General features: G+C 70.4%; 12 protein-coding genes, 1 tRNA gene and 1 pseudogene. 5 read left to right on the top strand and 9 right to left on the bottom strand.

Annotated features, from left to right (window positions below; translation table 11 throughout):
• Positions 1–137 (top strand): DUF4287 domain-containing protein (locus tag RIN80_RS23070; RefSeq protein ID WP_309097555.1); only part of this gene is annotated, 137 nt, incomplete at its 5' end.
• Positions 138–222: 85 nt separating this feature from the next.
• Here the strand turns inward: RIN80_RS23070 and RIN80_RS23065 are convergent.
• From RIN80_RS23065 to RIN80_RS23055, 3 genes are all read right to left on the bottom strand, one after another.
• Positions 223–1,134, bottom strand: a complete 912-nt coding sequence (locus tag RIN80_RS23065; protein WP_309097554.1) for a Bax inhibitor-1/YccA family protein — start codon at positions 1,132–1,134, stop codon at positions 223–225.
• Positions 1,135–1,284: 150 nt separating this feature from the next.
• Positions 1,285–2,466, bottom strand: coding sequence for a 4-hydroxybenzoate 3-monooxygenase (locus RIN80_RS23060; RefSeq protein WP_309097553.1), 1,182 nt, complete (start codon positions 2,464–2,466; stop codon positions 1,285–1,287).
• A 154-nt stretch (positions 2,467–2,620) separates the two neighbouring features.
• Positions 2,621–2,704, bottom strand: a tRNA-Leu gene (locus tag RIN80_RS23055).
• A gap of 415 nt (positions 2,705–3,119) precedes the next feature.
• Between RIN80_RS23055 and RIN80_RS23050 the strand changes: the two genes are divergently transcribed.
• Positions 3,120–3,890 carry an ABC transporter ATP-binding protein gene (locus RIN80_RS23050; RefSeq protein ID WP_309097552.1) on the top strand — a complete coding sequence of 257 codons (771 nt, stop codon included), beginning with the start codon at positions 3,120–3,122 and terminating at the stop codon, positions 3,888–3,890.
• A 37-nt stretch (positions 3,891–3,927) separates the two neighbouring features.
• Positions 3,928–6,462: an FtsX-like permease family protein gene (locus tag RIN80_RS23045; protein ID WP_309097551.1), complete on the top strand. Its 2,535-nt coding sequence runs from the start codon at positions 3,928–3,930 to the stop codon at positions 6,460–6,462.
• A gap of 74 nt (positions 6,463–6,536) precedes the next feature.
• On the opposite strand, the gene RIN80_RS23040 is transcribed toward RIN80_RS23045, so the two are convergent.
• Both RIN80_RS23040 and RIN80_RS23035 read right to left on the bottom strand, forming a co-directional pair.
• A complete protein-coding gene (locus tag RIN80_RS23040; protein ID WP_309097550.1) occupies positions 6,537–7,844 on the bottom strand; it encodes a class I SAM-dependent methyltransferase in 1,308 nt (435 codons plus the stop codon).
• 242 nt (positions 7,845–8,086) lie between these two features.
• Complete coding sequence (locus RIN80_RS23035) at positions 8,087–9,475, bottom strand: NAD(P)/FAD-dependent oxidoreductase (protein ID WP_309097549.1); 1,389 nt, start codon at positions 9,473–9,475, stop codon at positions 8,087–8,089.
• Between the two features lie 529 nt (positions 9,476–10,004).
• Here RIN80_RS23035 and RIN80_RS23030 point away from each other — a divergent pair.
• On the top strand, positions 10,005–10,277 hold the full coding sequence (locus RIN80_RS23030) for a type II toxin-antitoxin system Phd/YefM family antitoxin (protein ID WP_309097548.1): 273 nt from the start codon (positions 10,005–10,007) through the stop codon (positions 10,275–10,277).
• On the top strand, positions 10,274–10,543 hold the full coding sequence (locus tag RIN80_RS23025) for a type II toxin-antitoxin system RelE/ParE family toxin (protein ID WP_309097547.1): 270 nt from the start codon (positions 10,274–10,276) through the stop codon (positions 10,541–10,543). The genes RIN80_RS23030 and RIN80_RS23025 overlap by 4 nt, the downstream gene beginning before the upstream one ends.
• Positions 10,544–10,547: 4 nt before the next feature.
• Here RIN80_RS23025 and RIN80_RS23020 read toward each other — a convergent pair whose 3' ends face one another.
• The 4 genes and pseudogenes from RIN80_RS23020 to eno all read right to left on the bottom strand — a co-directional run.
• Positions 10,548–11,489, bottom strand: a complete 942-nt coding sequence (locus tag RIN80_RS23020; RefSeq protein WP_309097546.1) for a Ppx/GppA phosphatase family protein — start codon at positions 11,487–11,489, stop codon at positions 10,548–10,550.
• Positions 11,486–12,016: a DUF501 domain-containing protein gene (locus tag RIN80_RS23015; RefSeq protein ID WP_309097545.1), complete on the bottom strand. Its 531-nt coding sequence runs from the start codon at positions 12,014–12,016 to the stop codon at positions 11,486–11,488. Before RIN80_RS23015 ends, RIN80_RS23020 begins: the two co-directional genes overlap by 4 nt.
• A gap of 78 nt (positions 12,017–12,094) precedes the next feature.
• Positions 12,095–12,571, bottom strand: a complete 477-nt coding sequence (locus RIN80_RS23010; RefSeq protein ID WP_309097544.1) for a septum formation initiator family protein — start codon at positions 12,569–12,571, stop codon at positions 12,095–12,097.
• Between the two features lie 116 nt (positions 12,572–12,687).
• Positions 12,688–12,860: pseudogene (gene eno, locus RIN80_RS23005) on the bottom strand (phosphopyruvate hydratase); the annotation flags it as partial.

The following is a 12,860-nucleotide window of genomic DNA, read 5'->3' as shown; positions in this document are numbered from 1 at the left end:
TCGAAGAAGGCCCGGCACTCTTCCGCTTCGAGGAAAAGGTCAGCTGGCTCCGGCACGAACACAACCTGGCGTACGGCCACGCCAAGGCGATCATCCACGAGTACGACCTGAGGAGGGCCGCGCGCAAGCTGCTCTAGGCGCGCGCACCGCTCCGGGCCCGAACGCCTGGACGGCGAAGGGCCCCGGCCGGAGCCGGGGCCCTTCGCGCACGACGGTGGAGGACTAGTCGCTGCTGTTGAGGATCGAGAGGAGCCTCAGGAACTCCAGGTAGATCCAGACCAGCGTCAGCGTCAGGCCGAAGGCCGCGAGCCACGCCTCCTCGCGCGGGGCGCCGTAGGCGACGCCGTCCTCGACCTGCTTGAAGTCCAGGGCGAGGAAGCAGGCACCGAGGATGATGCCGATGACGCCGAAGACGACACCGAGGGCACCGCTGCGGAAGCCGAGGCCGTCACCGCCGCCGAACACCGCGAACAGCAGGTTCACGGTCATCAGCAGGATGAAGCCGAGCGCGGCCGCCATCACGAAGCCGTAGAAGCGCCGGTTGACGCGGATCCAGCCGGCCCTGTAGGCGATCAGCACACCGGCGAAGACCGCCATGGTGCCGATCACGGCCTGCATGGCCGCGCCGTCGGCGATGCGGTTGTCGACGATGTTGGACACCACGCCGAGGAAGACGCCCTCGAACGCGGCGTACGTCAGGATCAGCGCGGGCGAGGCCTTGCGCTTGAAGGACTGGACGAACGCGAGGACCATGCCGATCAGCGCGGCGCCGATACCGATGCCGTAGCTGCGGCTGATGTTGGCGTCGTCGACCGGCAGCAGAGCCCAGGAGAGCGCCGCGGTGACGACGAGCACACCGAGCGTGGTCGCCGTGCGCAGCACGACGTCGTCGATGGTCATCCGGCCGGTGGTGGCCGGGGCCTGCGGCGGCGCGCCGTGCTGCAGGTCCTGCTGGGCGTAAGGGTTCTGCGCGTACGGGTTCTGCGCGTACGGGTTGCCCGTCGGCTGCTGCGCGTACGGGTTGCCCTGGGTGGCGACAGCGGGACCCCCGGCCTGCGGCGCGGTGTTGAAGCCCGCGTAGCCGTTGTCGCGGCTGAACCCCCGTCGCGAGAAGACCGGGTTTCTGCTCCTCATTTCACTCCTCCATGGCCACACAGCATGGCCTTGGCTCAAGAGTAATAGGTAGGCAAAGGAATGACCCTACTGCTTGGGGAGGATCTTTCCCTCGTCGTGCAGCGCAACACGCTACGCCGCTTCGTGATTCCCCTGACCGGAGGGGCTCATTCATCCCTGGTCGAGCGGGAAGCCCGTGTAGGCCTCCGCGAGGTCCGTCTCGGCGGCGCGGGAGGAGGCGATCCGCTCCAGCCGGGCCAGCTGGAGCCGGTCCTCGAAGGGCGTGGCCCCGGGGAGGCGGTGCAGCAGGGTCGTCATGTCGTGGGAGAACCGCTCGGCCTGCCAGATCCGGCGCAGGCAGGTGTGCGAGTAGGCGTCGAGCAGCTCGGGTGAGCCCGTCTGTCGCCGGTGGACGAGGGCCCGCGCGAACGTGACGACGTCGCCGACGGCCAGGTTCAGCCCTTTGGCGCCGGTCGGCGGGACGATGTGCGCGGCGTCCCCGGCGAGGAAGAGGCGGCCGTGGCGCATGGGCTCGTGGACGTAGGAGCGCATGGGGGTGACCGACTTCTGGGTGATCGGGCCGCGCTCCAGGCGCCAGTCGTCGGCCGTCTCGAAGCGGCGCTCCAGCTCGTCCCAGATCTCCTCGTCGCTCCACGCCGCGGCGTCGGTGCCGTCGGGCACCTGGAGGTAGAGGCGGGAGACGGACGGCGAGCGCATGGACAGCAGGGCGAAGCCGCGGTCGTGGCGGGCGTAGACCAGCTCGTCGTGCGAGGGCGGCACGTCGGCGAGGATGCCGAGCCAGCCGAAGGGGTACGTCCGTTCGAACACTCGGGTGAGCTCCGCGGGGATCGCCCGGCGGGACACGCCCCAGAAGCCGTCGCAGCCGACGACGTAGGAGCACTCCAGGACGTCCTCGCGGCCCTGCCGCCGGAAGCGGACGCGCGGGGCGTGCGTGTCCGCGTCCTCGACGGCCAGCGCCTCGGCCTCGAAGAGCAGCGGCCCGCCCTCCGCCAGCTGCAGGGCGATGAGGTCCTTGCAGACCTCGGTCTGGGCGTAGACCGTCACGGACCGGCCGCCGGTGAGGCCGGGGAAGTCGACACGGTGGCGCTTGCGGTCGAAGCGGAGTTCGATGCCGTCGTGGCGCAGTCCCTCGCGGTCCATGCGCTCCCCGGCGCCGGCCGCGCGCAGCACGTCCACCGTGCCCTGCTCCAGGATCCCGGCACGCTGCCGCCGCTCGACGTAGGCGCGGTCGCGGCTCTCCAGGACGACCGCGTCGACGCCGGCGTTGTGCAGCAGCCGGGCGAGGAGGAGTCCGGCGGGTCCGGCTCCGATGATGCCGACGGTGGTGCGCATCGGGCGCCTTCTTCCTCGGGTCCGCAGGGCCCGCTCCCGTGTTCGCGCAGTGAAGAATATTTCACTACTTTCCGATGTGAGTTTCTGACGGCATGGGACCGCTGTCAACGGGCATGCGGTGAACACTGCAACGAAGCACGCAGGGGTCGGAAGGTGCCCGGAGCCGGACTCGAACCGGCACGCCCGCGAAGGGGCAGCGAGGTTTAAGCTCGCCGTGTCTGCATTCCACCATCCGGGCAGGCCATGGGCTCCGCATCGAGGTTCCGAGACTATCGGGACGCATCCCCCGAACAGCGGACGGGCGGACCGATGTTGTCTTATTTTATTGACGTCTGAGGGTGCATCAGCCCGCGGAACGCGCCATCCGCACTTGCCAATAGCCTTACGCGCGCCGGTGGGCGGCGTATGCGGAATGACGGAATTTCACCGCTTGAACGAGGGCACTCCACCTGTTCTCGACACCCGGACGCAGCGGTTCCCGACAGAGGGGCTCTCCGGGGCCGTTCGTCATTCCCAGGTATGACACCGCCGCGCTCTGTCAGACCGGAGTCGGCCCCGAGAACCGGAACTACGGGTGACTACAGGGCGGCGTGGGACCCGGACGATGGAACACGTCCCTCCCGCACACCGCCGTCCGACAGGAGTCCCATCCCGTGACCACCGCACCCCTCGCCGACCGGGCCACCACCGTGGCCGCGCGCGCCACGGATCTGTCGAAGATCTACGGACAGGGTGAGACCCAGGTGGTCGCCCTGGACCAGGTCTCCGTCGACTTCCGGCAGGCCGAGTTCACCGCGATCATGGGCCCCTCCGGTTCCGGCAAGTCGACCCTGATGCACTGCGTGGCCGGTCTCGACACCTTCTCCTCCGGGTCGGTGCGCATCGGCGAGACCGAGCTGGGCTCCCTGAAGGACAAGCAGCTGACCAAGCTGCGCCGGGACAAGATCGGCTTCATCTTCCAGGCGTTCAACCTGCTGCCGACCCTGACGGCCCTGGAGAACATCACCCTCCCGATGGACATCGCGGGCCGCAAGCCGGACAAGCAGTGGCTGGACTCCGTGATCGGCATGGTCGGCCTGGCCGACCGGCTGGGCCACCGGCCCGCCCAGCTCTCCGGCGGCCAGCAGCAGCGCGTCGCGGTGGCCCGGGCGCTGGCCTCCCGGCCCGAGATCATCTTCGGGGACGAGCCCACCGGCAACCTCGACTCCCGCTCCGGCGCCGAGGTGCTGGGCTTCCTGCGCAACTCCGTGCGGGAGATGGGCCAGACGGTGGTCATGGTGACCCACGACCCGGTGGCCGCGGCCTACGCGGACCGGGTGATCTTCCTGGCGGACGGCCGGATCGTCGACGAGATGCACCGGCCGACGGCCGAGACGGTCCTGGACCGCATGAAGGCGTTCGACGCCAAGGGCCGCACGAGCTGATCCCCCGCCAGGACCGACAGGACTGAGAAACGCCACCATGTTCCGTACCGCCTTGCGCAACGTCCTCGCGCACAAGGCCCGGTTGCTGATGACCGTGCTCGCCGTGATGCTCGGCGTCGCGTTCGTCTCCGGCACCCTGGTCTTCGCCGACACCCTCTCCCACGCCTTCCGCAACCAGTCGGCGAAGAGCTACGACGACGTCGCCGTCTCCGTCACCTCGCACGCCGACCCGGACGACCCCGAGGAGGAACCGGGCCTGGACGGCGCGTTCCTCGACGAGGTCTCCGCCGTGGACGGCGTGGCCGGGGTGTACGGCCGCGTCGAGGGCTTCGCCGGGGTCGCCGACCCCGACGGCAAGCTCATCGGCGTCGGCTGGTCCAACAAGGGCTCCAACTTCGCCCCCGGCAAGGACGGCAAGGACGCCGCCTACACGTTCACCGACGGCTCCGGCCCGGTGAAGGACGACCAGATCGCCCTGGACGAGGAGTCCGCCGCCAGGGGTGAGTACCAGGTCGGCGACCGGGTGCGCGTAGCGACCAACGGCCCGGTGAAGGAGTACACCCTCAGCGGGGTGTTCACCACCGAGGACGGCGCCGTCAACGCCGGCGGCAGCCTGGTCCTCTTCGACACCGCCGTCGCCCAGAAGCAGTACCTGGCGCCGGGCTACTTCGAGAGCGTCACCGTCACCGCCGCCCCGGGCGCCGACGAGGCGCAGATCCTGGACGCGGTCAAGCCGCTGCTGCCGGACACCGCCGAGGCGCGGACCGGCCAGGCGCTCGCCGACGAGCAGGCCGAGCAGATCGAGCAGGGCATGGGCAACCTCAAGCAGGTCCTGCTCGGCTTCGCGGGCATCGCGCTCTTCGTCGGGATCTTCCTGATCTCCAACACGTTCACGATGCTGGTCGCCCAGCGCACCAAGGAGATCGCCCTGATGCGCGCCGTCGGCGCGTCCCGCAGGCAGGTCACCCGCTCGGTGCTCGCCGAGGCCGCGCTGGTGGGCCTGGTCGCCTCGGCCGTCGGCTTCGCCCTCGGCATCGGCCTGGCGGTCGGGCTGCGCTCCGGCATGGCCGCGTTCGACATGAAGATGCCGGACGGTCCGCTGGTGCTGTCCGCCACGCCGGTGATCGCGGCGTTCGCGGTGGGCGTGCTGCTCACGATGCTCGCCGCCTGGCTGCCCGGCCGCCGGGCGGCCAGGATCCCGCCGGTGGCGGCCATGAACAGTGTCCACGCGGCGGCCACCACCAAGTCGCTGGTGCTGCGCAACTCCATCGGTGCGGCCGTCACCGCCCTCGGCGCGGTGGGGATCGTGGCGGGTGCCTCGACCGGCGGTGACGACGGCCGGATGTACATCGGGGCGGGCGCGTTCCTCGCGCTGATCGGCGTGATCATCCTGATCCCGCTGCTGTCCCGGCCCGTGATCGCGCTCGTCCGTCCGCTGCTCGTCGGTCCCTTCGGGGTGGCGGGCAAGCTCGCCGGCCAGAACGCGGTCCGCAACCCGCGCCGCACCGGGGCCACCGCCTCGGCACTGGCGATCGGGCTGACGCTGGTGACCGGCCTGTCGGTGCTCGGCATCACGGTCGGCACGGCGATCGACAAGATGACCACCGACAACATCAAGGCCGACTACATGGTCTCCATGGCCAACGGCGGCGACCTCGACCGGTCGGCGCTGACGGCACTGGAGAAGGCCGAGGGCGTCTCGGCGGTCTCGCCGCAGCAGGACGCCTACTTCCAGGTCGACGGCAAGGACTACGTGTCCGCCTCGGCCGTCACCCCGGGCGACATCGGGAAGGTCCTGACCGTCGACGTCGTCAGCGGCACCGTGGACTCCCTCGCCCAGGGCCGGATCGCGGTCGCCGAGAAGACCGCGAAGAGCCGGGGCTGGAAGACCGGCGACAGCCTCCCCGTCACCTTCGGCGACGGCCAGAAGGCCACGCTGACGGTCGGCGCCGTCTACAAGGACAGCGAGTTCCTCTCCCCCGTCCTCGTCGACCGGAAGGTGGTGGACCGGCACGAGACCAAGCCGTCCATCCGGCAGATCTTCGTGAAGATCGACGGCGGCCGGTCCGCGGCGAACGAACAGGTCCTCATCGACGCGCTGGGCGACAACCCGGCGATCACCGTGATGGACAAGCAGGACATCCGCGACGAGTTCGGCGGTGCCATCAACACCCTGCTGAACGTCATGTACGGCCTGCTGGCGATGGCCCTGATCATCGCGGTGCTCGGCGTCGTGAACACCCTCGCGATGTCGGTCTTCGAACGGCAGCAGGAGATCGGCATGCTGCGCGCCATCGGCCTGGACCGGCGCCGGGTGAAGCGGATGGTCCGCCTGGAGGCCGTCGTCATCTCGGTGTTCGGCGCCGTGGTCGGCATCGGCCTGGGTGCGTTCCTCGGCTGGGCCGTCGGCGAGACCTTCGCCGACCAGATCCCCGGGTACGCGCTGGTCCTGCCCTGGGACCGGATCGGGATCTTCCTGGTGCTGGCCGGCCTGGTGGGCGTCCTGGCCGCGATGTGGCCGGCCCGCAACGCCGCCCGGCTGAACATGCTGAACGCGATCAAGGCCGAGTGACCTCGCGGCTCCTGTGAACGCCGAAGGGCCGGGCTCCGCCGTGACGGGCGCCCGGCCCTTCGGTCGTGCGCGGCTCAGTCCGCTGCGGGCACGACCCAGGTGCGGGCCCGCAACGGCATCCCGGAGGCGCCCGACTCCGGCGTCCGGACGGCCAGGACCTGGTTGACGCCGATGCGGTTGCGTTCGAAGGCCAGGGCGGAGGCGGCCATGTAGAGGCGCCAGACGCGGGCGCGGCCGGGGCTGGTGAGCTGGACGGCTCGCGCCCAGTCGGCCTCCAGCCGGGCCACCCACCGGCGCAGGGTGAGCCCGTAGTGCTCGCGGATCGACTCGACGTCGCGCACCTCGAAACCGGCGCGCTCCAGCAGCGCGACGGTGCTGCCGACGGGCTGGAGTTCACCGTCGGGGAAGACGTAGGAGTCGATGAACGCGTCGACGCGGTACGCCGTCTCGTCGCGCTGCGGACGGCGGGCGATCTGGTGGTTCAGCAGGCGACCGCCGGGCCTGAGCAGGTCGAACAGGGTGGCGGCGTACTCCAGGTAGCGGTCGGCGCCGACGTGCTCGGCCATGCCGATGGAGGAGATCGCGTCGTACGGCCCGTCGCGGACGTCGCGGTAGTCCTGCACGCGGATCTCGACCATGTCGGTGAGGCCCTCGTCGGCGACGCGCTTGCGGGCGTAGGCGGCCTGCTCCTGGGAGAGCGTGACGCCGACGACGCTCACGCCGTGCTCGCGGGCGGCGTGCACGGCCATCGAGCCCCAGCCGCAGCCCACGTCGAGCAGCCGCTGACCGGGCTTCAGGTCCAGCTTGCGGCAGACCAGTTCGAGCTTGTCGTGCTGGGCCTGTTCGAGGGTGGCGTCCGGGGCGGGCCAGTAGGCGCAGGAGTACACCATGGACGGGCCCAGGACGATCTCGTAGAAGTCGTTGCCGACGTCGTAGTGGTGGCTGATGGCGCGTCTGTCGGTGCGCTTGGTGTGCAGGTGGCGGCGGGGGCTGCGGGTCTCCTCGCGCGGCGGGGCGGGCGGCAGCGGGGAGCCGGCCAGCCGGACGAGTCCGCGTACCGCGGCACGGACCTCCGGGTCGCGCAGGGCCTGGGCGAGGGTGCGGGCGTCCTCGCCGCGCTCCCAGATCAGCCCGGACAGCAGGGCGAGGGTGGCGTAGAGGTCGCCCTCGATGTCGAGGTCGCCGGCCACCCAGGCGCGGGCCAGGCCCAGTTCGCCGGGCTTCCACAGCAGGCGGCGCAGGGCTCGGCGGTTGCGTACGACCAGGGTGGGGGCGCCCGGCGGGCCCGCCTGCGAGCCGTCCCAGGCGCGGATGCGCACGGGAAGCGGTCCGTCCAGCACCTGTGCGAAGAGGCTCTGCAGCCGCTGCGCGGCGTCTGCCATGGTGTACACCTCCGATAGGGGCGTCCCCTGCTCGAGCGAGGTCGAGAGCCTGGGGAAGGGCAATCCCGGACTGTCCGACACCACGTAAACACCTGCCGCCCGCCGTCGCAGTCCCCGGCACGCGTCATGACTGGGCAAAACCGCTTGTTCGCCCGCCCGGAGGCGCCGCGCGGAAAAACGCCGAAGGGCCCCTCGCACCACGGACGGCGAGGGGCCCTTTCAGGTCAGGGGTGGACCGGAGGTCAGGAGGCCTTGGCCTTCTCCTCGGTCTTCTCCTTCGGCGCGGCGGCGACCGGGGCCGGCTTGGCGGCCTCGTAGAACTCCTCGCGCGGCGTCTCGATGGCGCCGAGCGAGACGACCTCGCGCTTGAGGAACATGCCGAGGGTCCAGTCGGCGAAGACGCGGATCTTGCGGTTCCAGGTCGGCATCGCCAGGCCGTGGTAGCCCCGGTGCATGTACCAGGCGAGACGGCCCTTGAGCTTGATCTTCATCTTGCCCATGACGATCATCGCGACGCCCTTGTGCAGGCCGAGGCCGGCCACCGCGCCCTTGTTGGCGTGCGCGTACTCCTTCTGCGGGAAGCCCCGCATGCCGGAGAGGACGTTGTCACCGAGCACCTTGGCCTGGCGCAGCGCGTGCTGGGCGTTCGGCGGGCACCAGGCGTTCTCGTTGCCCGCCTTGCGGGCGGCGAGGTCCGGGACCTGGGCGTTGTCGCCGGCGGCCCAGATGTAGTCGGTGCCCTGGACCTGGAGGGTCGGCGCGCAGTCGATGTGGCCGCGCGGACCGAGGGGCAGGCCGTAGCGGGCCAGGACCGGGTTGGGCTTGACGCCGGCGGTCCAGACGATGGTGTTGGAGTCGACCTCGAGGCCGTTCTTGAGCACCACGTGGCCGTCGACGCAGGAGTCCATGGAGGTCGACAGGTAGACCTCGACGCCGCGGCCCTCCAGGTGCTCCTTGCCGTACCTGCCGAGCTTGGGACCCACCTCGGGGAGGATCTTGTCGGCGGCGTCGACGAGGATGAAGCGCATGTCCTCGCGGGACACGTTCTTGTAGTACTTGGCCGCGTCGCGGGCCATGTCCTCGACCTCACCGATGGTCTCGGCACCGGCGAACCCGCCGCCCACGAAGACGAAGGTGAGCGCCTTGCGGCGGATCTCCTCGTCGGTGGTGGAGTCGGCCTTGTCCAGCTGCTCGAGGACGTGGTTGCGCAGGCCGATGGCCTCCTCGATGCCCTTCATGCCGATGCCCTGCTCGGCGAGGCCGGGGATCGGGAAGGTGCGGGAGACCGCGCCGAGCGCGACCACCAGGTAGTCGAAGGGCAGCTCGTAGGCCTCGCCGACCAGCGGGGAGACCGTGGCGACCTTGCGGTCCTGGTCGATGGTGGTGACCCGGCCGGTGAGGACCTCCGCCCTGGGCAGCACGCGTCGCAGCGGGACGACGACGTGGCGAGGGGAGATGTTGCCGGCGGCGGCTTCGGGGAGGAAGGGCTGGTAGGTCATGTACGACCGGGGGTCGACGACCGTGACGGTCGCCTCGCCGTAACGCATCTTCTTGAGGATGCGCCGAGCTGCGTACAGGCCTACGTACCCACCGCCTACTACGAGGATCCTGGGACGCTCCGTGGTGCTCATGCCATCGAGTATCCACCCGCCTCAGGGGGGTGGCTCGTGCGCCCCTTCACAAGGTTGTTCATGGGGTGTGCTATCCTCCGCCGCCCGCGTGATCCACGTCATGGTGACAACCGGAACCGTTTGTGCACCACCGGCCGTTGTCAATGCCGCGTGAGCTGCCTCTCTGGGTCTCGCGAGCCCCTGTGAGGGCCTCCGGGACCTCACTCCGGGCATCTCTCCGACGCTCTCCATACCATGCTTCTGAACATGTTCAAAGGGTCGTTCGGCCCCCGGACGGGTCAACGGGACCCTTCCGATCGCCCGCACGGGCCGAATTCCTTGTGAAGAACTTCACGAACTTTTCCGACGGACTGTCGCCGGGGGGTTCCCGCACGCCCCTCGGAGGCGCTCATCCGTGATCCATGCCTGCTCAGAAGCGGGCTGACGTCACCGACCAGGCGATGCCGTGGAAAGTTTCCCGTGAACGCGTCTCCCGTACGCGACGACGTCCGCCCTGGTTGGTGTACACGGAAATGCGTACACTGCTGTCATGGCCGAGAACACCGTGACCGTCAGGGAAGCACGCGCACATCTCGCGGAACACATCAACCGCGCCGAGGAAGGCACTCCGACCGTCATCACGCGCAACGGCGCCCCGGTAGCCGCGGTCGTGCCGATCAGCGACTTCGAAGCGCTGGAGGAGGCGGCCGACGTGATGCTGGCCCGGGAGGCGGAAGCGGTTCTGGCCGACGGCGGGCCCACCGTTTCCATGGCCGAGCTGCTGGCGGACCTGTTCAGCGAGCGTGGTGAAGGCGCCACGTGAAGTACGCCTTCCGGTTCACTACTGCTGCACAGCGGCAGCTTCGGGCCCTCAGCCGGCACGATGCCATGCGCATCCTGACCGCGTTGACCGCGCTCGGCGACGATCCGTACCGCGAGGACGCCGATGTCAAGAAGCTCACCGGCCCGTCCGGGCTCTACCGGCTCAGGGTCGGCAGCTACAGGGTCGCCTACCAGATCAACGATGGTGAGCTCGTCATCCTCGTCGTCAAGGTAGGCGACCGGCGGGACGTGTACCGCAACCTGTAGGCGGTCAGGCCAAGGACCAGCCGATGCCGTCCAGGATGTCGTGCTCGCTCACGACGACCTCCTCCGCGCCGATCCGCTCCATGATCGACAGCAGTACCAGGGCCCCCGCCCCGATCACGTCCACCCGGCCCGGGTGCATGGAGGGCACGGCCGCGCGCTCGGCGTGGGTGGAGCGCAGCAGCCACTCGGTGATCTCGCGGACCCGCTCCAGGGAGACCCGGGAGTGGTGGATGGCCTCCGAGTCGTACGCGGGCAGCTCCTGGGCGATCGCCGACACGGTCGTCACGGACCCGGCCAGGCCCACCAGCGTCCGCGCCTCGCGCAGCGGGACCGTCTCCTCGGCCAGGTCGAGAGCCGCCTCGATGTCCGCCCGCATCGCGGCGATCTGCTCCTTCGACGGCGGGTCGCTCACCACCCCGTCCCGGACCAGGTGCCGCTCGGTCATGCGCACGCAGCCGACGTCCACCGAGCGGGCCGCCCGGACCCGGTCGTCGCCCACGACGAACTCGGTCGAGCCGCCGCCGATGTCCACGACCAGGTAGGGCCTGGGCAGGTGGTCGCTCCCGGCCAGCTCCCTGGTGGCGCCGGTGAAGGAGAACTCGGCCTCCTGATCCCCGGTGATCACCTCCGGCTCGACGCCCAGGATGTCCAGCACACCGCGCACGAACTCGTCCCGGTTCTCGGCGTCCCGGGAGGCGGAGGTGGCCACGAACCGCAGCCGCTCCGCCCCGTGCTCCTTGACGACCGCCGCGTACTCACGGCACGCAGCGAAGGTCCGCCGCAGCGCCTCGGGGGCGAGCCGGCCGGTGCGGTCGACGCCCTGCCCGAGCCGGACGATCGTCATCCGGCGGTCCAGGTCGACGAGCTCGCCGGTGGCCGGGTCGGCGTCGGCGACCAGGAGCCGGATGGAGTTGGTACCGCAGTCCACGGCGGCGACACGGGTCACTGGGCGGCCTCCTCGGCACTCGTCACACAGGCGCCCTTGCGCCACCACTCCGGCAGCATGGCCAGCGCCTCGTCGCCCAGCGGGTTCACCCCGGGCCCCGCGGCCAGCGAGTGCGCCACCAGCACGTGCAGGCACTTCACCCGGTCCGGCATGCCGCCCGCGCTGGGGAAGTTCTTCAGCTCCTCGATCTCGTCGCGGCGCCGGACGTAGTCCTCGTGCGCCGCCCGGTAGGCCGCCGCCAGCTCCGGGTCCGCGGCGAGGCGCTCGGTCATCTCCTTCATCACGCCGTTCGCCTCCAGCGTGCCGATGGCCGAGTTCGCCTTCGGGCACGTCAGGTAGTACAGCGTGGGGAACGGCGTGCCGTCCGGCAGCCGCGGGGCCGTCTCGACGACGTCGGGCTGTCCGCAGGGGCAGCGGTGCGCGATGGCCCGCAGGCCGCGCGGGGGCCGACCGAGCTGCTGCTCGAAGGCCTCGACGTCCGCGTCGGTGGGCTCGGTGCGCGGGGTGGTCGGCGGGGGCGTTTCCATGACTGTCTTCAGGCTGTCTTTCTGTGGATTGGGGTCACTGACGGGGGCTCGGGCGGCTGACGACCGACGTCGCTTCGCTCACCGGTCGGAGGCGTCGGCCTTGTCGACCCCGTCCCAGACGTTCGCGTACCAGGGACGGTCGGCCGCCCCGAGGTCGGTCCGCGACTGCTTCGCCGCGTGCGGGTCGATCACGATGAAGCCCGTCTCCCCCGGCATGACGTAGTGCAACCGCTGCCGGATCTGCTGCTCGGCGTACGCGTCGTCCTGCCACCGTGCCTTGAGGTCGCGCAGCCGTTCGACACGCTGGCGGGCCTGCTGCTGCTCGCGCCGCAGGTCCTCGATCTCGGCGCGCTGGGAGACGTACTGCCGCATCGGGTAGGCCAGGGCCACGATCAGCGAGCACATCACCAGGGCGAGCAGCGCGGCCCGGCCGGTCAGCCGGGAGCGACGGGCCTGCCGCTTGGTCTGGGAACGGTAGACCCGGGCCGCGGTCTGCTCGCCGAGCAGCCGGATCCTGGTCGCGGTGGAGAACCGGTCCCGGTCCTTCACGGCCATGTCTGTCCGCCTCCCGCTGCACCGTCATACGCGCGTACGTCCCCGGACACGGTACGGGACCGAGTACGGGGACGTACGTACGACGCTGCCTGTTACGGGCCGGGCCTTTTCGGCGATCAGCCCTTGAAGCGCGGGAACGCGCTGCGGCCGGCGTACACCGCCGCGTCGTCGAGGATCTCCTCGATGCGCAGCAGCTGGTTGTACTTGGCGACGCGCTCGGAGCGGGCCGGGGCGCCGGTCTTGATCTGGCCGCAGTTGGTGGCGACGGCCAGGTCGGCGATGGTGACGT

This window comes from Streptomyces sp., from assembly GCF_031181705.1.
Classification (GTDB): Bacteria; Actinomycetota; Actinomycetes; order Streptomycetales; family Streptomycetaceae; genus Streptomyces.
The sequence above is the reverse complement of the archived record's forward strand: the minus strand, read 5'-3'. Positions and strand labels throughout refer to the sequence as shown.

Excerpts from the sequence above, each read along its gene's own strand:
- RIN80_RS23030 (WP_309097548.1), top strand. The coding sequence starts at position 10,005 with ATGGCCGAGAACACCGTGACCGTCAGGGAAGCACGCGCACATCTCGCG.
- RIN80_RS23015 (WP_309097545.1), bottom strand. The coding sequence starts at position 12,016 with ATGGAAACGCCCCCGCCGACCACCCCGCGCACCGAGCCCACCGACGCG.
- RIN80_RS23065 (WP_309097554.1), bottom strand. The coding sequence starts at position 1,134 with ATGAGGAGCAGAAACCCGGTCTTCTCGCGACGGGGGTTCAGCCGCGAC.
- RIN80_RS23045 (WP_309097551.1), top strand. The coding sequence starts at position 3,928 with ATGTTCCGTACCGCCTTGCGCAACGTCCTCGCGCACAAGGCCCGGTTG.
- RIN80_RS23010 (WP_309097544.1), bottom strand. The coding sequence starts at position 12,571 with ATGGCCGTGAAGGACCGGGACCGGTTCTCCACCGCGACCAGGATCCGG.
- RIN80_RS23035 (WP_309097549.1), bottom strand. The coding sequence starts at position 9,475 with ATGAGCACCACGGAGCGTCCCAGGATCCTCGTAGTAGGCGGTGGGTAC.
- RIN80_RS23040 (WP_309097550.1), bottom strand. The coding sequence starts at position 7,844 with ATGGCAGACGCCGCGCAGCGGCTGCAGAGCCTCTTCGCACAGGTGCTG.
- RIN80_RS23060 (WP_309097553.1), bottom strand. The coding sequence starts at position 2,466 with ATGCGCACCACCGTCGGCATCATCGGAGCCGGACCCGCCGGACTCCTC.